Annotated in this window: 23 protein-coding genes; 14 read left to right on the forward strand and 9 right to left on the reverse strand. The window is 66.2% G+C overall.

All coding sequences use genetic code 11. From position 1 onward, the window contains the following. Positions 1-11: 11 nt before the first annotated feature. From NED98_RS09280 to NED98_RS09290, 3 genes are all read right to left on the reverse strand, one after another. Positions 12-761: an SDR family NAD(P)-dependent oxidoreductase gene (locus tag NED98_RS09280; protein WP_179514127.1), complete on the reverse strand. Its 750-nt coding sequence runs from the start codon at positions 759-761 to the stop codon at positions 12-14. Further along, a complete protein-coding gene (locus NED98_RS09285; RefSeq protein WP_265312764.1) occupies positions 758-3,076 on the reverse strand; it encodes a bifunctional salicylyl-CoA 5-hydroxylase/oxidoreductase in 2,319 nt (772 codons plus the stop codon). Before NED98_RS09285 ends, NED98_RS09280 begins: the two co-directional genes overlap by 4 nt. Before the next feature lie 118 nt (positions 3,077-3,194). Then, positions 3,195-3,671 carry a MarR family winged helix-turn-helix transcriptional regulator gene (locus NED98_RS09290; protein WP_265312765.1) on the reverse strand — a complete coding sequence of 159 codons (477 nt, stop codon included), beginning with the start codon at positions 3,669-3,671 and terminating at the stop codon, positions 3,195-3,197. A 187-nt stretch (positions 3,672-3,858) separates the two neighbouring features. Here NED98_RS09290 and NED98_RS09295 point away from each other — a divergent pair, with 187 nt between their 5' ends. The 4 genes from NED98_RS09295 to NED98_RS09310 are packed head-to-tail and all read left to right on the forward strand — an operon-like array spanning position 3,859 to position 7,956. Then, a complete protein-coding gene (locus tag NED98_RS09295; protein ID WP_265267632.1) occupies positions 3,859-4,353 on the forward strand; it encodes a Csu type fimbrial protein in 495 nt (164 codons plus the stop codon). Between the two features lie 10 nt (positions 4,354-4,363). Then, positions 4,364-5,107: a fimbrial biogenesis chaperone gene (locus NED98_RS09300; protein WP_265312766.1), complete on the forward strand. Its 744-nt coding sequence runs from the start codon at positions 4,364-4,366 to the stop codon at positions 5,105-5,107. 15 nt (positions 5,108-5,122) lie between these two features. After that, complete coding sequence (locus tag NED98_RS09305; RefSeq protein WP_265312767.1) at positions 5,123-7,480, forward strand: fimbria/pilus outer membrane usher protein; 2,358 nt, start codon at positions 5,123-5,125, stop codon at positions 7,478-7,480. Further along, positions 7,477-7,956: a Csu type fimbrial protein gene (locus tag NED98_RS09310; protein ID WP_265312768.1), complete on the forward strand. Its 480-nt coding sequence runs from the start codon at positions 7,477-7,479 to the stop codon at positions 7,954-7,956. The genes NED98_RS09305 and NED98_RS09310 overlap by 4 nt, the downstream gene beginning before the upstream one ends. Here NED98_RS09310 and NED98_RS09315 read toward each other — a convergent pair. Both NED98_RS09315 and NED98_RS09320 read right to left on the reverse strand, forming a co-directional pair. Beyond that, positions 7,953-9,101 carry an AI-2E family transporter gene (locus NED98_RS09315; protein WP_265312769.1) on the reverse strand — a complete coding sequence of 383 codons (1,149 nt, stop codon included), beginning with the start codon at positions 9,099-9,101 and terminating at the stop codon, positions 7,953-7,955. The two genes, NED98_RS09310 and NED98_RS09315, sit on opposite strands and share 4 nt — an antisense overlap. 68 nt (positions 9,102-9,169) lie before the next feature. Next, on the reverse strand, positions 9,170-9,412 hold the full coding sequence (locus NED98_RS09320; RefSeq protein WP_265312770.1) for a hypothetical protein: 243 nt from the start codon (positions 9,410-9,412) through the stop codon (positions 9,170-9,172). Between the two features lie 182 nt (positions 9,413-9,594). Here NED98_RS09320 and NED98_RS09325 point away from each other — a divergent pair, with 182 nt between their 5' ends. The 3 genes from NED98_RS09325 (at position 9,595) to NED98_RS09335 (ending at position 13,679) form a co-directional block, all read left to right on the forward strand. Continuing rightward, on the forward strand, positions 9,595-11,211 hold the full coding sequence (locus tag NED98_RS09325) for an AMP-binding protein (protein WP_265312771.1): 1,617 nt from the start codon (positions 9,595-9,597) through the stop codon (positions 11,209-11,211). A gap of 182 nt (positions 11,212-11,393) precedes the next feature. Continuing rightward, positions 11,394-12,380, forward strand: a complete 987-nt coding sequence (locus NED98_RS09330) for a Tim44 domain-containing protein (protein ID WP_265312772.1) — start codon at positions 11,394-11,396, stop codon at positions 12,378-12,380. 81 nt (positions 12,381-12,461) lie between these two features. After that, the gene (locus NED98_RS09335) at positions 12,462-13,679 is read left to right on the forward strand and encodes a GGDEF domain-containing protein (protein WP_265312773.1); all 1,218 of its coding nucleotides are present in this window, start codon (positions 12,462-12,464) and stop codon (positions 13,677-13,679) included. A gap of 9 nt (positions 13,680-13,688) precedes the next feature. Here the strand turns inward: NED98_RS09335 and NED98_RS09340 are convergent, their stop codons facing one another. Then, a complete protein-coding gene (locus tag NED98_RS09340) occupies positions 13,689-13,892 on the reverse strand; it encodes a CsbD family protein (RefSeq protein WP_265312826.1) in 204 nt (67 codons plus the stop codon). Positions 13,893-14,069: 177 nt separating this feature from the next. On the opposite strand from NED98_RS09340, the gene NED98_RS09345 reads away from it, so the two are divergent. Both NED98_RS09345 and NED98_RS09350 read left to right on the forward strand, forming a co-directional pair. Next, positions 14,070-15,017: a manganese catalase family protein gene (locus NED98_RS09345; protein ID WP_432423309.1), complete on the forward strand. Its 948-nt coding sequence runs from the start codon at positions 14,070-14,072 to the stop codon at positions 15,015-15,017. Positions 15,018-15,091: 74 nt separating this feature from the next. Continuing rightward, a complete protein-coding gene (locus tag NED98_RS09350; protein ID WP_265312775.1) occupies positions 15,092-15,304 on the forward strand; it encodes a hypothetical protein in 213 nt (70 codons plus the stop codon). A gap of 18 nt (positions 15,305-15,322) precedes the next feature. On the opposite strand, the gene NED98_RS09355 is transcribed toward NED98_RS09350, so the two are convergent. Together NED98_RS09355 and NED98_RS09360 are read right to left on the reverse strand one after the other, a co-directional pair. Then, complete coding sequence (locus tag NED98_RS09355) at positions 15,323-15,907, reverse strand: PRC-barrel domain-containing protein (RefSeq protein WP_265312776.1); 585 nt, start codon at positions 15,905-15,907, stop codon at positions 15,323-15,325. A 16-nt stretch (positions 15,908-15,923) separates the two neighbouring features. Next, positions 15,924-16,919 (reverse strand): ATP-dependent DNA ligase, encoded by a 996-nt coding sequence (locus NED98_RS09360; protein ID WP_265312777.1) that lies wholly within the window; start codon positions 16,917-16,919, stop codon positions 15,924-15,926. Positions 16,920-17,028: 109 nt separating this feature from the next. On the opposite strand from NED98_RS09360, the gene gntA reads away from it, so the two are divergent. The 4 genes from gntA to NED98_RS09380 all read left to right on the forward strand — a co-directional run bounded on the left by gntA (position 17,029) and on the right by NED98_RS09380 (position 21,631). Beyond that, a complete protein-coding gene (gene gntA, locus NED98_RS09365; protein ID WP_265312778.1) occupies positions 17,029-17,715 on the forward strand; it encodes a guanitoxin biosynthesis heme-dependent pre-guanitoxin N-hydroxylase GntA in 687 nt (228 codons plus the stop codon). Continuing rightward, complete coding sequence (locus NED98_RS09370) at positions 17,712-18,314, forward strand: DUF1989 domain-containing protein (RefSeq protein ID WP_265312779.1); 603 nt, start codon at positions 17,712-17,714, stop codon at positions 18,312-18,314. Before gntA ends, NED98_RS09370 begins: the two co-directional genes overlap by 4 nt. Further along, entirely contained in the window at positions 18,311-20,584 is a 2,274-nt protein-coding gene (locus NED98_RS09375; protein WP_265312780.1) for a glycoside hydrolase family 88 protein, read from the forward strand. The genes NED98_RS09370 and NED98_RS09375 overlap by 4 nt, the downstream gene beginning before the upstream one ends. A gap of 222 nt (positions 20,585-20,806) precedes the next feature. Next, entirely contained in the window at positions 20,807-21,631 is an 825-nt protein-coding gene (locus NED98_RS09380; protein ID WP_265312781.1) for a Crp/Fnr family transcriptional regulator, read from the forward strand. Positions 21,632-21,709: 78 nt separating this feature from the next. On the opposite strand, the gene NED98_RS09385 is transcribed toward NED98_RS09380, so the two are convergent. Continuing rightward, complete coding sequence (locus NED98_RS09385) at positions 21,710-21,943, reverse strand: hypothetical protein (RefSeq protein WP_265312782.1); 234 nt, start codon at positions 21,941-21,943, stop codon at positions 21,710-21,712. A 296-nt stretch (positions 21,944-22,239) separates the two neighbouring features. Here NED98_RS09385 and NED98_RS09390 point away from each other — a divergent pair, with 296 nt between their 5' ends. Continuing rightward, positions 22,240-22,647 carry a DUF3597 domain-containing protein gene (locus NED98_RS09390; protein ID WP_265312827.1) on the forward strand — a complete coding sequence of 136 codons (408 nt, stop codon included), beginning with the start codon at positions 22,240-22,242 and terminating at the stop codon, positions 22,645-22,647. The last annotated feature ends 11 nt before the right edge of the window (positions 22,648-22,658 follow it).

Below are 22,658 nucleotides of genomic sequence, written 5' to 3' on the forward strand. Positions count from 1 at the left end.
CCTTAGTCTCCTCACATGATCTCGCCGCCGGCGACGACGATCGCCTGTCCGGTGATCGAGCGCGCCGCGGGGGAAACCAGCCACGAAATCGTCGCGGCAACCTCCTCCGGCTCGACCAACCGCCCCTGCGGGTTGCTCGCGGTGAAGGCGGCGAGCGCCTGTTCCTCGCTGCGCCCGGTCTTGGCGACGATATTGGCGACCGCATCGCGGATCAGATCGGTGTCGGTATAGCCGGGGCACAAAGCGTTGACGGTGATCGCGGTCTTGGCGAGCTCGAGCGCCAGCGACCGCGTCATCCCGAGGAGCGCATGTTTGGTCGCGGTATAAGCGCTGACATAGGCATAGCCCTTGAGCGCGGCAGTGCTCGCGACGTTGACGATCCGCCCCGTCTCCAGCTTGCGCATCGCGGGGAGCGCCGCGCGGCTGGTATGGACCGCGCCCATCACGTTGACGCGCCACAATTCGTCCCACAATGCATCGGCCGACGCCTCGAACGGCGCGGTGCGCGCGGCCCCCGCGGCGTTGACGAGGATGCCGGCCGCGCCGTGGCGCGCCGCCGCCGCGTCGAACGCCGCCGCGACCGACGCCGCGTCCGCCACGTCGCAGACGACCGCGTTCGCCCCGGGCAAGTCGACCAGCGCCGCATGAAGCCGCGCCTCGCTGCGCCCCATGATCGTCACGCGATGCCGCGCGGCGACGAGCGCCTTGGCGATCGCCAGCCCGATCCCGCTGCCGCCGCCGGTGACGATCGCGTGGCTCATTGCGCCGCCGCCACCTGCGCCGCGCGCAGCTTGTTGAGCTTGAGCTGCGCATAGCCGCTCAGATATTGCACCGGCACATTTTCCTCGCCGAGCCCCTGCGCCGCCGCCGCCTCGATCGTCCAATTGGGGTTCATCTGATGCGGCCGCCCGATCGCGCACAGATCGGCGCGACCCGCGGCGACGATCGAATTGACGTGATCGACCTCGTAGATATTGCCGACCGCCATCGTCGCCACTCCCAGTTCGTTGCGAATCTGATCGGAGAATGGCGTCTGGAACATGCGGCCGTAAACCGGCTTCTGATCCCTGGTCACCTGCCCTGCCGAAACGTCGATCAGATCGGCGCCAGCGGCGGTGAAGGCGCGCGCGATCTCGACCGCATCCTCGGGGGTCACCCCGGCGTCGCCCATCCAGTCGGTCGCCGAAATCCTCACCGACATCGGCTTGTCCACCGGCCAGACGGCGCGCATCGCGCGAAAAACCTCCAGCGGATAGCGCAGCCGGTTGTCGAGGCTGCCGCCATAATCGTCGCTGCGTCGGTTCTGGATCGGGCTGATGAACCCCGAGAGCAGATAGCCGTGCCCGCAATGCAGCTCGACCATATCGAACCCCGCCGCGTCGGCGTAGCGCGTCGATTGGACGAACCGGTCGCGGATCTCGTCCATCTGCGCGCGGGTTAGCGCCGAGGGCACCTGATTTTCCGCGCTCCACGCGACATCGGACGGCGCGACCAACGGCCAATTGCCCTCGGCCAACGGCTCATCCATCCCCTCCCACGCGACGCGGGTCGAGCCCTTCGATCCGCTATGCCCGAGCTGCATGCAGATCCGCGTATCGCACGTGCGGTGGACGAAATCGGTGATGCGCCGCCACCCCGCGGCCTGCTCGGCATTCCACAGACCGGTGCAGCCGGGGGTGATCCGCGCCTCGGGCGAGACGCAGGTCATCTCGGTGACGATCAGCCCCGCCCCGCCCAGCGCGCGTGCGCCATAATGGACGAGGTGGAAATCGTCGGGCACGCCGTCGACCGCCGAATACATCGCCATCGGCGACATCACGACGCGGTTGCGCAAGGTCATCCCGCGCAACCGGAACGGCAGGAACATCGGCGGCACCGGCGCCTCGACCGGCGCGCCCAATGCGGTTTCGGCGAGGCTGCGTTCGAGCGCGGCGAGCCATGCCGGATCGCGCAGCCGCAGATTTTCGTGGCTCACCCGCTGGCTGCGCGTCAGCAAGGTATAGGTGAATTGCATCGCGTCCATCTTGAGATAGCGATCGAGATGCTCGAACCATTCGGTCGAGTTGCGCGCGGCATTCTGCAGCTTGACGACCTCGAGCTGGCGCTCGGCCTGATATTCCTCCAGCCCCTGTTGCAACGCTTCGCCGCTGCCGAACCCGGGCCGGTTCATCACCTCGGCGAGCTTGATCGCATCCTCCAGCGCGAGCTTGGTCCCCGAGCCGATCGAGAAATGCGCGGTATGCGCGGCATCGCCGAGCAGGACGATGTTCCTGTAGCTCCACTGACGGCAGATGATGCGCGGGAAGTTGATCCATGCCGAGCCGCGGATATGGCTGGCGTTGGTCATCAGTTCGTGCCCGCCGAGGTGATCGGCGAAGATCTCCTCGCACAACCGGCAGCTTTCTTCCTGCGACATCCGCCCGAAGCCGGCGCGCTCATAGGTTTCGGGATCGCATTCGACGATGAACGTCGCGGTGTCCGCGTCGAACTGATAGGCGTGCGCCCAGATCCAGCCGAAGCGCGTGTACTTGAAGATGAAGTTGAACGCGTCGAACTTCTGGCGGGTGCCGAGCCAGACGAACTTGTTGCGCTTGACGTCCAGATCGACCGCGAATTGGGCCTCGTAGCGTCGGCGCAACTTGCTGTTCAATCCGTCGGCGGCGATCACCAGATCGTAATCGGCGAGGAAATCGCTGTCGGGCTCGACCTCCACCTCGAATTCGAGCTTCACCCCCAGTGCGCGCGCGCGATCCTGCAGGATGTTGAGCAGCCTTTTGCGCCCGATGCCGATGAAGCCGTGGCCGCTGGAGCGATTGGTGACGGTGCGCCCGCCGTCCTCGATATGGACCTCGATATCGTCCCAATGCGCCAGCTCGTCGATCATCGACTGCGCGCTGACGGGATCGTTGGCCTGGAGATGCTCCATCGTCTGATCGGAGAACACCACCCCCCAGCCAAAGGTGTCGCCGGCGCGGTTGCGCTCGAACACGGTGATGTCGTGCGACGGATCGCGCAGCATCATCGAGATCGCGAAATACAGCCCCGCCGGGCCGCCGCCTACGCACGCCACCTTCATCTGCGCATCCTCACCGGGAATTGACGGCAGTGTATCGGGCGCGGGATTTATTTCAAGCTTAAAATATATTCGCGGGCATTGGGAGGTCGGCAGAATAAATTGGGGGTGGTTTCGAAGCTCACTCCCCCTCTTCCCCCAAGAGCGATCGGCGCAACTCGCCAAGCAAAGACAGCAATTGCTCCTGCCGGTCGGGCGGGAATTCGGCGAGCGCGGCGCGGACCCATTGGTGATGCGCACGCGCCAGCTCGGCGAAATGCGCCTTGCCCGCCGGGGTCAGCGCGGCGATCGCCGAGCGGCCGTCCCCGGGATCGGGGCGCGCGACGACGCTGCCCTGTTCCTGCAACTGCCGGACGATCGAGGTGACATTGCCGTTCGACACCAGCAACGCACGCGACAATGCCCCCATATTGAGCCCATCGGGCGCGCGATCGAGCGCCGCCATCACGTCGAACCGCGGCAGCGTCGTATCGAATTGCTCCTGAAAGTTGCGGCGGAGCTGCTTTTCGATGATCCGCGCGCAGCCGAGCAGGCGGACCCACAGGCGCAAATCGAGCGACCCGGCGCTGCCCGACCCGGAGACATTCTCAACAGCCACTATCGATGCCCCCCGCCTCATCCCGTCCGCATCGCGCGACGGCGCCGGATCGGGCGGCATCTCTACAACAACCGCTTTCGCCAGCAACCCCGCGGCGCATTACAACCCACCTGACACCAATGTTAATATCGTTACAACCATTCTGCCTTAAAGCCGGCCGGGACACTCTGATGAAAGGAGGTCGGTGATGCGATTTGAATCGCTGGGGGTAGGTTTCACCGCCATCGCCATGTTGCTGCCCAATGTGGCGGCGGCATCTACCGCGACCACGACGATGGGCGTCTCCGCCAATGTGCAGAGCGCCTGCGTGGTGACGAGCAACAATCTGTCCTTCGGCAATTACAACCCGACCGCGGCCAGCCCGACCGACGCGACCAGCACGTTCAACGTGACATGCACCACCGGCACCAGCTTCACGGTGGGGTTGAACGCGGGCACGACATCGGGCGCCACGGTCACCACGCGGCAGATGGCGAACGGGGCCAGTTCGCTCGGCTATGCGCTCTACAGCGACACGACGCGTACGACCAACTGGGGCAATACCCCGGGGACCGATACGCCGGCCGCGACGATCGCCGGCACCTCGGCCTCCACCTTCACCATCTACGGCCGCATCCCCGCGCAGCAGAATGTCGCGGCGGGGGCCTATACCGACACGATCACGATCACCATCAACTATTGACGGCGGGGTCATGGAAAAGAAAAGCCGGGCGCGGATCCCATGCCGCGCCGGAGCGCTGCTGCTGTGCGTCTGTCTCGCGGCGCCGACGGGGCGAGCGAGCGCCGGAACCTTGCGCATCCTGCCGGTGCGGATCGAGGTCGCGCAGGACAAGAGGTTCTGCGCGCTGACGATCGCCAACGACGATGCCAGGCCGACGACGATCCAGATCCGCGCCTTCGCGTGGCGGCGCGACACGGCGGGGAACGACCTGCTCGATCCCGCCGAGGGGCCGAGCCTCAACCCCTCGATCGTGGCGATTCCCGCGGGCGAGACGCGGCTGATCCGCTGCAGCCTGCCCGGCCCGCCGGGTGCGACCGAGCAAAGCTGGCGGCTGATCGTCGACGAACTGCCCGATGCCAACCCGTTGCCGGGGGTGATCCAGGCGCGGTTGCGGATCAGCATCCCGGTGTTCCGCGCGCCGGCCCGCGCCGCGCCCGCGCTCGATTGGGCGACGCGAGCGACGCAGGAAGGCGCGACCCATCTGGTGATCGGCAACCACGGCGATCGCCATACCCAGGTCACCGCGATCGTGGTGCAGCCGCGCGCGCCGGGCGCGGCGCCACGCCGCGTCGTGCGCGCCTTCTACCTTCTCGCCAAAGGCAGCATCGATCTCGCGCTGCCCGACATGCCCCCCGGCGGGATCGCCGCGGTGGAGCTGGAGACGACCGACGGCCGGCTTCGCGCTTCTCCCCCCGATCCGGGCGGCGGCGGCTGAACCACGGCGGCGACGGTGATCCCCACAATCACCTGCCCCTGCCGCGGCGCGCAACGGATGCCGAAAGGCGCGCTGCTCGCGCTGATGATACTCTCGCCCGCCGCGGCCATCGCCGCCGACGAACCGCCCGGCACCGCCGCCATTCCCCCCGCCCGCAACCCCGCCACGCCCGACAGTCGCCTCCCGATCCCGGTCGGGGTCGCGCTCAATGGCCGCTCGCTCGACGATCCCTGTCTGGTCGCGCGGCGCGACGGGCATCTGTTCGTGCCGACCGAGGCGGCACGGCAATGGGGGCTCGATCTGCCCCCGCTCGCCGGCGATTTCACGCTGGACGGGCAGGCGTTCACCGCGCTCGACGGCCGCGCCGGGATCGCCGTGCGGCTCGACGCGAACGGGACGACGCTGCTGGTCGACGCCGACCACCGGTTGTTCCCCACGGCCCATTTCGGCCCCGCGCGGACGCCGCTGGCGCGGACGCGGATCGTGCCGGCGGCCTTCCTCGGCTACGATCTGTCGCTGATCGGCGCCGACGGACATGCCGCGGTCTCCGCCTATCTCGACGGCGGGATATCCGGCGCCTGGGGGGTGCTCGGCTCGACCGCCGCGGTGCAGAGCCACGGCGGCGCCATCCGGCTCGACACCAGCTTCCGGCGCGATTTTCCCGACCAGCGGCTGCGCCTCGCGATCGGCGATACGCTGACCAACGCAGGCGACTGGAACTTGCCGGTGCGGTTCGCCGGAATCCGGCTCGGCACCGATTTCTCGTTGACCCCCAATGAGATCACCTATCCGCTGCCGGTGTTCCGCGGGTCGGCCGCGCTGCCATCAGTGGTCGATCTGGTCGCCGCGAACAGCGGGCGGCGGTTCGATGTCCAGCCGGGCGATTTCACGGTCGATTATCAGCCGACCTTCAACGGCGCCGGCAGCGTGTCGATGACGATCCGCGACGCCGCCGGCACCCTGCGCACCGTGACGCAGAATTTCTACACCTCGCCGCGCCTGCTGCGTCCCGAGCTCGACGATTTCTCGCTCGAAGCCGGCTTCCTGCGCAAGGATTATGGGTGGCGCAGCTTCTCCTACGGCGCGCCCTTCGCCGCCGCCTCGTGGCGGCACGGCCTGTCGAACATGCTCACCGTGTTCGGCCGGATCGAAGGCGATGCGCGATCGCAGGCCGCGGGCGTCGGCACCGGGCTGGTCATCGCGCCGATCGGCGAATTCAGCGTCTCCGCCGCCGCCTCGCACAGCGCATGGGGCGACGGCATCTTGTGGCGCGCGCAATTCCAGCAGATCACCGCCATCTATACCATTTCCGCCAGCTATCAGGAGGAAAGCGCCGCCTTCGTCCAGGTCGGCGGTCCCGCCCCGGACGGCGCGTCGCGCAGCGAGCTGGTCGTCGCCGGCAGCGTCTCGCTCGGCCGTCTCGGCAGCATCAGCGCAAGCCACGCCGAAGACAGGCATGGCGAGAATCTGCATTATTCGATCAGCGCATTGTCCTTCTCGAGCAATGTCGGCCCCGCCTATATGTCGGTGAGCGCGCGGCAGACCGATACGGCGGGCAACCGCGATCGCGGCGTGTTCGCGGCGCTGACCGTGCCGCTCGGCCGGCGCACCAGCAGCAGCCTGTTCGTCGACGGCGGTCGCACCACCGCAACGCTCACCCATGTTCCGCCGCCCGATCAGGGGATCGGCTATCGCCTGCTCTTCGCGCGCGGTGCCGGCGATCCGTCGCTGGCGGAAGGGGCGATCTCGTGGCGCAACCGCGCCGGGGACTTCGAACTGGCGGCGGCGCAACAGGACGGGTCGACCGGGGTGCGGCTTCACGCGCAAGGCGCGTTGCTGATGATCGGCGGCACGCTCGCGCCCGCGCAACGGCTCGATTCGGCCTTTGCCGCGGTCGAGGTGGAGAGCGACGCCAAGGCGCAGGTCTATTTCGAGAACCAGCCGGTCGCGGGGCGCGCCGGCGGCGGCGCACGGACGATCGTCACCGGGCTTCAACCTTATGCCGCCAATCGCATCGCGGTCGATCTCGACGATCTGCCGCTCGACACCGAAGTCACTTATGCCGAGCAGACCGTGGTGCCGGGATATCGGCAGGCGGTGGCGGTGCGGTTCGGCGGGGCGCCAGTCCATCCCGCGACCTTGACACTGGTCGACGCGCAGGGCGCGATCCTGCCCGCCGGGCTCGCGGTATCGGCAGGCGGGGTGGCGGGGGTGACGGGCTATGACGGGCAAATCTATCTGCCCGATGCCCGGCCCGGGGCGACAATCACGGTGCGCGGCGCCGCGCTGACCTGCCGCGCGACCGTCCCCGCCGCCCCGCAAGACAAGAAACCGGTGCGCTGCATCGCGGCGACCAACGGAGAAAATCAATGAGCACCAGCATCCGCATCGCGGCGCTCCTCGCCGGGCTCGCCTTTCCGCTGCCCGCAGCGGCGCTGTGCGCCCTGTGCACCTGCACCGTCAGCACCACCAATATCGCCTTCGGCGCCTATGACCCCACCGCCCCGACCGCGGACGATGTGAACGGCAATATCTCGATCAGTTGCACCGGGTTGCTCGCGTTGTCGGGAACGATCGACGTCACGCTCAGCCCCGGCGTTTCGGGCACCGCGCTCGCCCGTCAGCTTCGCAAGGGCTCGAACCAGCTCAACTACAATCTCTATACCGACGTTGCGCGCACGATCGTATGGGGCGACGGCACCGGCGGCACCAGCAAGGTGACCAGCACCGTGCCCCTGGGCGTGCTCAGCTTCACCAACTCGGTGCCGGTCTATGGCCGCATTCCCGCGCGGCAATGGGTGGCGGCCGGCGCCTATACCGACAGCGTGGTGATCACGATCACTTATTAACCTTCGCCCGCGGTTGCGGCAGGCGCAGGCGGCACGGTGGCGGGCGGGTGGCCGGGAGATCGCGCCTGGGCCTCGGCGACGGCATGCTCCTGCTCCTCGCGCACCATTTCCCAGGTGGCGAGGAACAGCGAAGCGATGACCGGCCCGATGATCAACCCGTTGAACCCGAACGCCGAAAGCCCGCCCAGCGTGACGAGCAACACCAGCGCATCGGGCATCTGCGTCTCGCGCCCGACGAGGATCGGGCGCAGGATATTGTCGATCGTGCCGATGACGAACGCCCCCATCAGCGCCATCACGATCCCCTGCCAGACATGGCCGATCGCGAGCAGATAGAGCGACGCGGGCACCCATACCAATCCGGTGCCCACCGCGGGGAGCAGCGCCGAAAAGGTCATCACCACCGCCCAGAGCAGCGCGTTGGGCACCCCGAGCACCCACATCACTACGCCGCCCGCGCTGCCCTGTGCCACCGCGACGACCACCGTGCCCTTCACCGTCGCCCGCACCACCGAGACGAAATTGGTCGCCAGCACTGCGCGGCGGTGCGGCGCGAGCGGTACGACCGCGCCCGCGCGCGCGACGATCGTCTTGCCGTGCCGCAGCAGCACATAGATCAGATAGAGCGCAACCAGCAGCGCAACGAGATAGCTGAACAGATCCGCGCCGATCGACAGCGCGCGCTTCGCCACCGCCTGCGCGAGCAACTGGATATTGGCGGCCACGCGGTCGCTCAACGTCGAAAGATTGTCCCAGCCCGATTGATGCAGCCAGCTTTGCGCCCAATCCGGCAGCGAATGAACCGTCTGGTTGAACAGCGCGGGGAAGTCGACCGACTTGGATTGCAGCCGCGATACCAGCCCCGCCGCCTCGCCGAGGATCATCTCGACCAGCATGACGACCGGAAGCATCACCCCGCCGACGATGATCAGCAGCGTGATCGCGGTGGCCAGCCCCGCCCGTTCGGGCATGCTCTGCTGGATGCGCTCCTTGAGCGGGCTGAACACCACCGCCAGCACCATCGCCCACAGGATCGCGCCCGAAAAGGCCCAGACCGACCAGATCATCGCCGCGGTGACCGCAATCAGCAGCAAGGTGAAACCGGCCGTCTCGCGCGGCGTCGCTTTATAGGGGGATGGTTCCATCCGCATCATCGTAGCTTCATGACGCCGCGGGGCAAGCCGCGCGCCATTAGACCCCGCGCGCGGCGGCGTCAGGTGCCGTCGCGCCAGCGCCATCCGCCGGCGGTCTTTTTCTTGCATATGCCGATCAGCACGACGGTCGCGACCAGGATCGCGACCAGGCGCGCCACCACCGACGACAGAAGCCCCAGCGCAAGCGCGATGGCGATAAAATAGAGCGCGAGAACCGCCCACCCCTGCCAGGCGATCGGCAAACCCGCGCGATAGCCAAACCGCTTCGGCGCGAACCACGCTTTGTCTTGTTCTGGGGTCATCGTCCGGCCTCCCGCCGTCTGCGCGACAGAAGATGCCGATAATTGCTGCGCGCATCAACCGACGATGCCGCAATCGAGCGATCCGACCGTTGACCGGCGACCGACAGTTGAGGAAGGTCCGCCACAGGAGAGCGGCGGTCCACGCCGCGGAATGAAGCATAATAAACAAGGACATCATGGAAATGGCCGCGCGCCCCACCGCCCATGTCGATCGTTTCGTGCGCGATCGCCTGCCGCCCGACGACCAGCTCCCCGATTTCCGCTTCGACCTCCCTGCATTGCATTATCCCGACCGGTTCAATGCAGCGGTCGAGCTGATCGATCGCGGCGATCCAACGCATATCGCGGTGGTCAACGCAGCGGGCCGCTGGACCTATGGCGAGATGCGCGCGCTGTCCAATCGTATCGCGCATATCCTCGTCGAGCGTGAGGGGCTGGTGCCGGGCAACCGCGTGCTGTTGCGCGGGCCCAATAGCGCGATGATGATCGCAAGCTGGCTCGCGGTGCTCAAGGCGGGCGGGGTGGTGGTGACGACGATGCCGATCCTGCGCGCGGCGGAGATCGGCACGATCATCGCGCAGGGCGCGGTGAGCCACGCGATCGTCGACAGCCGCACCCGCGACGATTTCGCCGCTGCGGCCGCTGCGTCGCCGACATTACGCTCAACGCTCTGCTACAACGGCGACGCGGGCGACGGTGAGCTCGAACGCCTGCTCGGCGCGATCGACGCCGATTTCACCCCTGTCACGACCCACCGCGACGATCCGGCGCTGATCGCCTTCACCTCGGGCACCACCGGCGTCCCCAAGGGCTGCGTCCAGTTCCACCGCGATATCCTTGCCTGCGCCGACAGTTTCGCGGCGACGATCCTCGAACCCCGTCCCGACGATATCTGGATCTGCTCGGCGCCGCTCGCCTTCACCTTCGGGCTGGGGATGCAGGTGATCTTCCCGTTCCGCTTCGGCGGCACCGCGGCGACGGTGGAGGTGCCCGGCCCCAAAGCCTTGCTGGAGGCGGCGCGATCGCTCGGCGTGACGATCATGGCGACCGCCCCCACCGCTTATAAGGCGATGCTCGCGATGCTCGGCGATGCCGGCGCGCCGGCCACGCTGCGCCGCTGCGTCGCGGCGGGCGAGAATCTGCCCGAGCCGATCTGGCACGACTGGCATCGCGCAACCGGGATCAAATTGATCAACGGCATCGGCGCAACCGAGATGATGCACATCTTCATCAGCGCCGCGGGCGACGATATCCGCCCCGGCACGACCGGAAAGGCGGTGCCGGGCTATGAAGCGACGCTGCTCGACGACGCCGGCGCGCCGATCGCGACCGGCACCGGCCGGCTCGCGGTGAAGGGACCGACCGGCTGCCGCTATCTCGCCGACCCGCGCCAGACGCGCTACGTCGTCGACGGCTGGAACGTGACCGGGGATATCTATCGCCGCGATGCCGACGGCTATTTCAGCTATGTCGCGCGCACCGACGATATGATCATCTCGAGCGGCTACAATATCGCCGCGCCGGAGGTCGAGGCGGCGCTGCTCTCGCATACGGCGGTCGCAGAATGCGCGGTGGTCGGGATCGCCTCGGCCGAGCGCGGGCAGCAGGTCGCCGCTGCGATCGTCGTCGGCGCCGGCGTCAGCGCCGACGCGGATCTCGCCGCGCAATTGCAGAACCACGTCAAGGCGGCGATCGCGCCGTACAAATATCCGCGCACGATCCTCTTCGTCGCCGACCTGCCGCGCACCCCGACCGGCAAGATCAAGCGTGACGCGGTGGTCGGGCTGTTCGGGGGCTAGTGGATAGCTTCAGACGGATGGTTCCGGTCTTTTTTCAACCGTCATGCCGGGGTGACGGCCGGTTTGTGGCGTGCCGGGGGCGCGGATTCGGTATCAAAATGTGTCCGGTGCGAAATCTCCCGCCGGGGGAGATTGGAAGCGGTGCCTTATTCTACTATATCAGTGCACCAAGGAGATACCCCGTGACCAAGAAGTCGACCCGCGCGCTGGCCTTGACGATGCTGATGCTGAGCCTGTCCAGCGCGGCCATCACCCCGGCCGATGCGCGCCGCGGCGGCAGTTTCGGCAGCCGCGGCTCGCGCACCTATACCGCGCCGCGCCAGACCGAGAATTCGCCGCGCTATGTCGCGCCGGTCGATCGCTCGATGACCCCGCGCACCGCGACGCAGCAGGCGCCCGGCTACAATCCCGGCTTCGGCCAGAACCAGGCGGCGCGGCCGGGCAGCCGGTTCGGCGGCTTTGCGGGCGGGCTGCTCGGCGGGCTCGTCGCCGGCGGGCTGATCGGTCATTTCCTCGGCGGCGGCTGGGGCGCCGCCGGCGGCGGGATGCTCGCCGCGCTGCTCCAGATCGCCTTGATCGGCGGCGTGCTGTGGCTGGTGATCGGCTTCATCCGTCGCCGCCGGCAACAGCCGCAGCCGCAGGCCATGCCCAATGCGCGCGAGGCCTTTGCCGGTTACACGCCGCAAGCCCCCTCGCCCGGCGCCGGTCCGTGGGGCGGCGCCGTGGCGCCGTCGCAGCCGCAGCCGGTCGCCGATCAGGGCATCGACATTCCGGTCACTCCCGCCGACCAGCGCGATTTCGAACGGCTGCTGATCGACGTGCAGGATGCGTTCGGCCGCGAGGATTATGCGCGGCTGCGCCAGCTCACCACGCCGGAGATCATGTCCTATCTCTCCGAGGAACTGAGCCAGAATGCGACCCACGGGCTGCGCAACGACGTCACCGGCACGCGACTGCTCGATGCCGAGGTTTCGGAGGCGTGGCGCGAGGCGGACAGCGATTATGCGACGATCGCGATGCGCTACGAAAGCCGCGACGTGATGCGCGACCGGGCCACCGGCGCGATCGCCGAAGGCTCGCAGGACCGCGTCACCGAGACGCTCGAATATTGGACCTTCGTGCGCGGCGCGGACGGGGTCTGGAAATTGTCGGCGATCCAGGAGGCGTAACCGCCCCGGCGATCGCCGCCGCGCGCGTCGGTTCGGCGCGCCGATAGCAATGCGTTAACCTTCTCCGTTGAACAATGGGTCATGGAACCGACCCGGACGAGCAGCCGGCAACGTCTTGCCATCGGCAAATTCTGGATGCGTTGCGCGGGCGACTTGCCCGATCCGGTGTATCGCGATCTCGTATCGACGCTCTTTTCGATGCGCGCGGTGATCGTCGGTTTCGGCGCGCTTTACGTCATCGTCGGCGCGCTGATCTATTCCAAGTGGCACGATGTGGGGATCGCCGCGCTGACGGTGAGCGCGATCGCGGTCACCGTCGCGCGCGTCATGCTGATTTCCGCTTATGATCGCGCCGGCGGCTCGGCCCAGCCCGTCGCCGGCCTCCGGCGCTGGGAACGTCGTTACGAGATTCTGACCTATCTCTTCGCGCTGCTGTTGGCCGGGATCAACATCCGCGTGCTGATGGAGCATGAGCCGCTGGTCCATATCAGCACGATCAGCCTGGTCTTCACCTTCGGCGCCGGCATCGTCTCGCGGAACGCCGGCCGGCCGCGGCTCTGCGTGATCGCCCTGGCGCTCTCGGTGGTGCCCACCGCCCTGACGATGTTCATCCATGCCGCGAGCGATTATGCCGAGCCGCTCCACGCGGAATTCTTCATTTTCGAGGCGCTGCTGCTGCTCGCCGTCGCCGGAATGAGCCTCGGCTCGATCGGTCACCTCTACACCGTAATGGTCGACCACCTCACCACCAAGCACGATCTCGCCAAGCTGGCGCGCTTCGATGCACTGACCGGTTTGCCCAACCGGCTGTCGCTGCGCGAATCCTTCCAGTCGGGGCTCCGATCGTCGCAGCAGGCGACAAGCCAGCTCGCAATCCATTATATGGATCTCGACGGGTTCAAGTCGATCAACGACCGCTACGGCCACCCCACCGGCGACAAAATGCTGCTCGAAGTGGCGCGGCGGCTGAACGCGATCGTCCGCGCGGACGATGTCGCCTGCCGGCTCGGCGGGGACGAATTCCTGCTGGTCCAGACCTGCGTCCAGCACCGCGACCAGGCCGAAATCCTCGCGCGCCGCGTGATCCGCCAGCTCAGCGAACCCTATCTGATCGACGGCATCGAGATGCGCGTCACGGTCAGCGTCGGCATTTCACTGGCGCCCGAATTCGGCGTCGATCTCGAGAATCTGATGGCCTGCGCGGATGCCGCGCTCTATCGCTCGAAAGCGCGCGGCAAGGCGCAAGTCCAATTCTGCGACGCCGAGGATTATCGGGACGCCGGCCGCGCAGTCGCCTGATACCGCCGCTCAGATATCGTCGCCGAGAAGTCCCTTGACCTTGCCCTTGAACTGCTGGCCCTTGCCCTTCAGCTCCTGAGCGCTGCCTTCGGCGGCAAGTTTATCGTCTTCTGCGGTTCGTTTCGGATCGGTTTCCTTCCGCGCCAAAGCCTGCTTCGCCTTGCCGACCGCTTCGTTGACATTGCCTTTGACCTTGTCCGTCAGCTCGCCCATGTCTTTCTCCTTATCTCGATGAAGATCAGAACGACATTGATTGATCGCGGTTCCTTCCGATCGATCGTTCGACAAGCGCAACAATCGAGCGGCAAAATGATGATTTGCTAAACTAAGTTGTTGTGGCCGGAACGGGCGGCTTTCCTGCCGGTTATCGCGGCTTTGGGAGCCAAAGCGATGTTCATGCACAACAAGAAGCTGCAATATACGGTCCGCGTCGCCGAACCCAATCCCGTGCTCGGCTCGTTATTGCTCGAACAATTCGGCGGCCCGGACGGCGAACTCGCGGCGGCGATGCGCTATTTCACGCAAGGGCTCGGCGAGGACGATGCGGGGCGCAAGGACATGCTGCTCGACATCGCGACCGAGGAACTCAGCCACCTCGAAGTGATCGGCTCGATCGTCGCGATGCTCACCAAGGGCGCCAAGGCCGAGCTCGCTGAAGCCGCGCTGTCCGAGGCGGAACTCTATATGTCGCTGACCAAGGGCGGCGACAGCCATACCCAGTCAATCCTGTTCGGCGGCGGCCCCGCGCTGACCAATTCGTCGGGTGCGCCGTGGACCGCGGCCTATGTCGACAGTCGCGGCGACCCCACCTGCGATCTGCGCTCGAACATCGCCGCCGAGAGCCGCGCCAAGATCATCTACGAACGGCTGATCAACATCACCGACGATCCCGGGATCAAGGATGCTCTGGGCTTTTTGATGACCCGAGAGATCGCGCACCAGAAGAGTTTCGAAAAGGCGCTCTACGCGATCAGCGACAATTTCCCGCCGGGCAAGCTGCCCGGTATCGCGCGTTATGCCAGCACCTATGTCAATACCTCGCAGGGCGAAGGCGACATGACCGGGCCGTGGAACGACGGCGAGCAATGGGATCGCATCGACGATGTGGTCGGCAATCTCCCGGTCGACGGCGGCAGCGGCGGCGCGTCCGTCGACCTGCCCGACCCCGCGGCAAAGGCAGCGGCCGACCTGATGAAACGGACGCGATCGCGCCCGGATCACGACGTCACCACCGGCGCCGATCTCGGCGCGGGTCCGGGTGCCGGCCGCATGTCCGGCGAGGATCTCGGCGGCGCAGAGGATATCGCCGAGGCTACGCGTCAGGCGCAGGCCGTCTGATCCAGAGCTCCCGGCGCCCCTTCCCCCCTCCCCCGGGGGCGCCGGGAACCCGAACCTGCGATACGGAGAGCCCCATGCCCAGGAAATCGACCGCGAACCGCCAGCGTCCCGCACACAAGGACGGCGTCAGCGAGCCCGCCGGCGCGGGTGAAAGCACGGGCGGCGCTTATCCCAATCCGCATCAGGACCACCCGACAGGGCGCTTCGCGGGCGGGCAGAGCGACAAGAAATACGAGGGGCCACCCAATCCCAACGCCACCACCAGATCGGGGCGCACCAAGGCCTGAACCTACCCCGGTCGTGGATCAATTGCGCTGGTCGATCACCGCCACATCGCTTCGCCGATCGGCGTCACGATGTGGCGCCGCAGCAAGGTCGTGCGGGAGGAGATTGCAATCGATCGCCTCGGCCGACACCGTCAATCCGCGACGCCAGACGAGACGCAGAAAGTCCTCCGATGCGATCGTGCTTTCGGGTTTGACGACGAGGAAACGGAGCTGACCGGTCAGGCCGTCGGCAAGCGCGCCCTGCACGGTGCCGAGCGCGATCCCGTTGCGCCCGCGCAGCGGCTTGCCGATCAGTTCCTCGAGCGCAAACAGCGGCGCGCGGCGCTCTTCTTCGTTCTTGACGCGATCGACCGCATCATCGGCGCGCGCGCGATGATAGAACCAGCGCCACACGCCGAACAGATCGACCAGCGCGAGAAAGGCGTTCGACAGCAGCAATTGGCGCTGCCCAGTCGCATAGCCGACCACGCACCACGCCAGCGCCCCGACGAAAAACACCGCGAAGCCGGCGCCGGTGGCACGCGCGCCGAGGTTGGCCGCAGTCAGCAGCGCGGCGATGCACGTCGCCACAAGCGCGATCCACCCCAGCGCGTCGACGATCATTCTTCCTCCTCAGGGATCAGCCGCACAATTGTTCCATCGTGCACTGGCCGGGCGCCTTGTCGGGCCGCCAGCGCAGGAAGCGCGTGCCGTGTCGGAAGCGCTGTCCGGTGACCTGATCGAATTCGACCTCCACAACCAGTTCGGCGCGCAACGGCTGCCATTCCGCCGAGCGATCGGTCGACCACCGGCTCGGGCCGCCGGGGGCGCGGCCGGTGAATCCGGGCGGTTCGATCATCTTTTCGAGCTGCGGGGTCAGCACCGCGCGCTCTTCATCGCTGAGCCCGGAGGTGAAGCCGACATGATCGAGCCGGCCGTCTTCGTCGTACAGCCCGAGCAGCAACGAGCCGACGATCGGCGCGTTGCTGGCATATCGGAAGCCGCCGACGACGCAGTCGGCGGTGCGTCGACGCTTAACCTTGATCATCGATCGTTCGCCCGGGTGATAGCCGTCGCTGCGTCGCTTGGCGATCACGCCGTCGGTCGCCGCGCCGCTCTGCGCCAGCCAATCCGCGGCGCGCGCGCGATCGAAGGTCGCGTCGGACAGGAACAGCCCCGGATCGTCGACCCCGGCGAGCAATCGGACGAGTACCGCGCGCCGCGCATCGAGCGGCGCGTCGATCAGCCGCTCGGTGCCCGATTGCAGGCAATCGAACAGCGCATAGCGCGCCGGGGTCTCGCGCGAGAGCCGCTCGATCCGGCTCGCCGCAGGATGCAATCGCGCCTGCAGCGCCTCGAACGTGGAACGACCGTCGCGAGTGATGACAAGCTCGCCGTCGAGAACGCACGGTTCGGCGAAAAGCCGCGCGAGCATCGCAACGGTTTCGGGGAAGAAGCGCGCGAGATCCTTGCCGGTTTTCGAATAGAGGCTGACGTTTCCCGGCGCGATATAGGCGAGACACCGAAAGCCATCCCACTTGGGTTCATATTGCCACTCGGGGCCGTCGGGCAGCGTGGCCGCGATACGCGCTTCCATCGGCAAGACTTGCGGGATCAGGAAGACGTCTTTCGCCACCGCTCCACAACGCGCCGCGGCTGGATTCGCTTCTAATGTTTTGAAACCGGCATGCGCCCGGATCGTTAGTCGTCATCCCACAGGCCAATTTCCCCGGCGAGATCGATCGATGTTTCATTGGACTCATGACGCGCAGGCGAAACTTGAGCGAAAACTTTTCGCGCACGTCGCCGCATCGTCATTTCCCTGCGTCGGCGCCAAATCCGCGCTGGCGCGCGGGCGGCTGACCGTTCTGGCGTGCGACAGGATCGACAGCGCGTGGGACGATCTGCGCATCCACGAGGGCCTGTTGCGGTTCGTCGAAAGCTATCGTGGCGAGCCGATCCTGTTTCAAAGCTATGCCGTCGTCTTCAACGGCCCCACCGATCTGAGCGAAGATGCATTCGAAGCCGCGCTTTGGGCGCGCGTGCAATCGCTGAGCGACAAGGACGTGTGGCGCGGCCAGCGCTATGACGCGCGGGTCAGCGCGGACCCGGCCAATCCGCATTTCTCGTTGAGTTTCGGCGGGGAGGCCTTTTTCATCGTCGGGCTGAACCCCAATGCCAGCCGGCCCGCGCGGCGCTTCGATCACCCCGCTTTGGTGTTCAATCTTCACGACCAGTTCGAGCGGCTGCGCGAGGCCGACAAATATGAAGGACTGCGGGAGAAGATACTGGCGCGCGATCGCGAGCTCGCCGGTTCCAGCAATCCGATGCTCGCGCGCTACGGCGAGGCGAGCGAGGCGCGGCAATATTCGGGCCGGATGGTCGACGGCAATTGGGAAGCGCCCTTCGAATATCGCGGGGACGACGCGTGACTCCCGAGGTGCAGATCATCGCCGAACGCAGCGGCACCGCCTTTTCCCTGCCGCGCGGCGCGACGCTGACGGTGATCGATCCGTGTGGCGAGCAGGTCGCCGATCTGCTGGCGTACAATGCGCGCGACATGGACGAAGTCATCTCGTCGGGGCGGACGCTCGATTATGCCGAGACGATCAGGCTTACCACGGGGCACCGGCTCTATTCGAACCGCTCGCGCGCGATGCTGACGATCATCGACGACAGCGTCGGGGTGCATGATTTTCTGCTGACGCCCTGCTCGATCGACACTTTCCTGCATTTCTACCCGGATCTGCCGCCGCATCGCGGATGTTTCGGCAATCTCGCCGAAGCGTTGCGCCCTTATGGCGTGGCGCCGGATCGCATCCCGATCGCGTTCAATTGCTTCATGAACGTCGCGGTCGACGGCGAATCGGGCAAGCTCAGCGTGCTGCCGCCGGTCAGCAAGGCCGGCGACCGGATCGCGTTTCGCGCCGAGATGGATCTGGTGATCGGATTGACCGCCTGTTCGGCGCCCGATTCCAACGGCGGCAGCTTCAAGCCGATCCATTATCGCGTCGAGGCGTCGCTGCAATGAACGCGACCCGATCGCACGGCGCCGCCCCGGCCGCGAAAAAATCGTCCACCGATCGTGCGCCCGCGCTCGACGGCGACCTGCCCGGCGTCAGCGGCTTCGTCCTCGCGCTGCGCGAGCAATTGCGCGCCGGGATGAAGAAACTGGGCGATTTCTCGCTCGGCGATCTGACGGTGGAGGTCTGCGTCGGATCGGACTCGGTGTGGGCGCTGATCCGCCGACCGGGGCGCGGCGGCCTTGCGCTGCGCGCCGTTTATGTCGCGGCGGGGAATCTCTCCTGCCGCAAGGCCGAACGCTCCGATGACGAGGCGTTGCGGCTCGAGATCGACAGCCCGGTCGGCCGGCACGTCGTCGCCTTCCGCACCAGCGGCGCGGACCTCCACCGGCTGCGGATGACGGTGCGGCTGACGCCGGCGGCGCCGTTGCTGATCCCGTTCGCGCCGCGCGATCTCTATCCGCTCGACAGCGATGACGATCCGCTCGGCGCCCAGGGAAAGGTGGAGGCGGCACAGCGCGGGATGAACAGCGGGCTGCTCTATTTCCGGCTCGACGAGCCCGCCTTCGGCAGCGCGCTCTATTTCCAGAACCTCACCGCGATGAACGCATATTATCGCGCCACCGACACCAAGCCCGACGGCGCGGTGGGTGGCGAATGGCCCGAGCTCGGCTATCTGCCCCCTTCCCCGCCGCAAAGCGGCACGCCGCCCACCGCGCCGCTCCCGGCGGGCGAGGACGTCGTGGTGTCCGACGCGATCCTCGTTTTCCGCGACTGGGCCGCCGACAACGAGGCCGAGATGGCGCGCCAGTTCCTGCAGATGCTGGGCGTCGCCTATCAGGAGCTGACGCCGCCCGCATTCGAATATCGCGACTGGATCTGGCGCGCCGAACGGACGCTCGCGGATCTCGAAAAGGGATCGCCGACGGTCGTCCGCCATTACGGGCAATCCTATGTCATGCCCTATCTCGACGCCGAATATCCCGATTTCATGGTGCAGATGTCGGTGATCGCGGCGTTGCACGATTATGGCAAATGGCGCGGCGCGCCGGTGGCGCTCGAAGGCCAGCTCAAGCGCGGCTTGGGAAAATTCTACGACCCCGCAGTCGGCACCACGCGGCGCTACCTCCCCAATGTCGGCGACGACAAGGACGCCGACGCAATCGATTCATGGTATTTCTATCACCCGCTGCTCAACCTCGGTCGGCTGGCGCTCGACGGCGATGATGAAGCGCGGGAATTGCTGCTTAAATCGATCGACTACGGCATCCGCGCGGCGCGGCATTTCAACTATATCTGGCCGATAACCTACGACATCAAAGACTTTTCGATCAAGACCAAGACGCGCGACGACGGCAAGTTCGGCCAGACCGACGTCAACGGCATCTATGCTTATGTCATGATCCAGCTCTACGAGCTGACCGATGACGACAAATATCTTCGCGAAGCGCGCGCCGCGATCGATGCGGCGATCGGCAAGCGCTTCAACCTCATGTATCAGGCTAACCTCACCGCCTGGGGAGCGGCGGCATGCCTCAGGCTATGGCGGATCACCACCGAGCACCAGTATCTCGCGCAAAGCTACGCCTATCTCGCCAGCTTTTTCCACAATTGCGAGATCTGGGAATCGGAGATCGGCAACGCGCAGCATTATCATACCTTCCTCGGCCCGACCTGCCTGCACGATGCACCTTATATGGCGATTTACGAATGCTTTGATTCCTTCACGGCATTCGAGCATTATCTTTCCAACTGCGGCCCCGATGTCGAACCCGCCGTTCGACTGCTGGTCAGCGAATATTGCAAATATTCGCTCGATCGTGCGTGGTTCTATTATCCCGATATCCTGCCGCCCGACGCACTGGCCGATAAATCGCGCAGCGGTCGGATCGACCGCAACCTCTCCTTTCCGCTCGAGGATCTCTACGGCGACGGCCAGCCCGCCGGCCAGGTGGGGCAGGAGATTTACGGTTGCGGTGCCGCATTCGTCTACGCGACTCGCTCGCACCATCTCGTGACCGACGCGCCGTTCCGGATTTTCTGCAACGAATTCATCCGCTCCAGCGAGCGAACCGGCGAGCGCGCGATCAGCCTGCAACTCGAAGGCGGCGAGACATGCACGGCCGATCTGAGCGTCGTGCGAGCAGGACGAAGAAAACTGCCCAAAGCGTCGCTCGTCACCGCCGCCGGCGACGCGGTGCAGCCTCACGCCACTTATGACGACCGGATCGATTTCCGCGTGTCGGCGAACGGCCGCATCATCCTGACCTGGGATTAGGACGCCACCGTAATAAAATTCGTAAAACCAATATGTTATGCTGACTTTCCGCGAGCCTGAAGACACCGTTGACCGCATAAACGAAACGCGTCGGCCCTCTCTTGCGCGGGCGCGATCAAGAGGCCGCACCCTCGCGCCGTTCCAAGCATTTCGGTTCCGGGGAACGAACAGGAGGAGAGGGTGCACGGGTCACCGATTGCAGCCACCGAAACGGTTTCGGCGATGACGGATATGCAAACGACCGACAGGTTGATCACCCGCAAGGCGCACAGCTACCTTGCGAGACCGGGGGACGAGACGACCCATATCTACCTGCTGATAGACGGCTGGGCCGCGCGCTATCGCCTCCTCAGCGACGGCCGACGCCAGATAACCGCGCTTTACGTGCCGGGCGACTTTTGCGACCTCGCGTGGCGGCGGACGCCGGCTGCTCCCCAGCATGTGATTACGCTGACGCCGGTTCGCGCGGTGCGGATCGAGACCGCCACGCTCGAACGGCTGGTTGAATGCGATCCGCTTGCACGACATGTCATCCGCAAGAAGGCGCATCTCGAGTCCGAATGGCAATGCGAATGGCTGATCTCGCTTGGCCGGCGCAACGGCCTCGAACGGCTGGCGCATCTGTTTTGCGAGCTCGTCGAACGCGCCGGCCAGGTGAGCAAGGGATGCGGCTCGTGCGAGATGCCGCTGACCCAGGTGGACCTGGCGGACATCACCGGCCTGACACCCGTCCACGTCAACCGCACGCTGCGACAGATGCGGCGATCCGGGCTGATCGACCTCAGTGCGAAAAAACTGCGCGTGCACGATCTTCCCGCGCTCAGGAAGATCGCGTTCTTCAAATCGAAGGGCGCGGAGACCGACACCGCTCGGGACGCGCGCGATGCGTTGAACTTCTTCGATATCTTTCCCGCTGATCTGCGGCAGGCCCCTTCCAAGGCCCTTTCCGCTGGCGGACGCGCCAAGCGATCCCCCCATCTATCCCGCCGGAAAGGCAATATCGCTCGGACGTCACCCAATCGGGGAACGGGGATCGCAACCAGATGAGCGCGCACCGTCAGCGCCGATATGTCCCGCGATCCGTCACGATCCGCGCCATTGCAGCGAACCGGCGATATCGGCGGCTTATCGCGACGCGCCCTCGTGATCGGCGCGCGTCCTCGTCGTCGGCTGGATCTTGTCCTTCTTCTGGACCCGCGTCATCTCGGGGTCGGCGCCTTTTGCGCTACGCTCTTCGTCGCGCGATCCCACATCGCGCGCCATTTCGCCGCCTGCCGACCCCGACTGCGTCGGAGTCTTTTCCCGGTCCCGGAGGTCGGCATCGCTGCGGGCATGACTGTCTTTCGGTCGATCGGGCATGTTCAGCTCCTGTCCGTTCGACCAACAGACGCCAGCCCGACGACCGGGTTCCCGCCTGAGCGGCCGGGATCGCGCCATATCGGGCAAAATCCCGCGAAAGCTGATCTGGATTGCGAAGTGGTTCGCAGGCGACCGAATTTTCGCGGCCCAATCGCGCGGTCTCCCATCACTGGGGGGCTTGCCAACCTTCGTCGAGACGGGCTTACTCGGCTTGGAGGTGTGCCAAGCCGAATCCTCCGCCGCAGATCATGGCGAAGCGCATGGCCGACTTCCTGTCACGGTATAGGAGTAGCGCGATGGGTATTTTCAGCTCGATCATGAACAAGATTTTCCACCGTGGGTCCGATGCTGCGGCACCCGCGCCCGCCGACGCGGCCGCGGCCCCTGCGGCGGATGCCGATACCAATACCGATACGACAGTCGCCGCCCCGCCAGCCCCCGCTGCGCCGGTCGATGTCGGCGCCGTACTGGCGCAGATTGCGGCCGAGAAAGGTGGCGGCGGCAATTATCAGAGTTCGATCGTCGATCTGCTCAAGCTGCTCGATCTCGATTCGAGCCTCGACGCCCGCAAGGAGCTCGCCGACGAACTCAACGTCCATGCCGGCGACGCTGGTACGGCCGAGCAGAATATCGCCCTTCACAAGGCCGTCATGGATGGCCTTGCCGCCAACGGTGGCCAGGTTCCGGCCGACTGGCGTAGTTGACCATCGTCGCT

This window comes from Sphingomonas lycopersici (assembly GCF_026130605.1).
In the GTDB taxonomy this organism is placed as follows: Bacteria; Pseudomonadota; Alphaproteobacteria; order Sphingomonadales; family Sphingomonadaceae; genus Sphingomonas; species Sphingomonas lycopersici.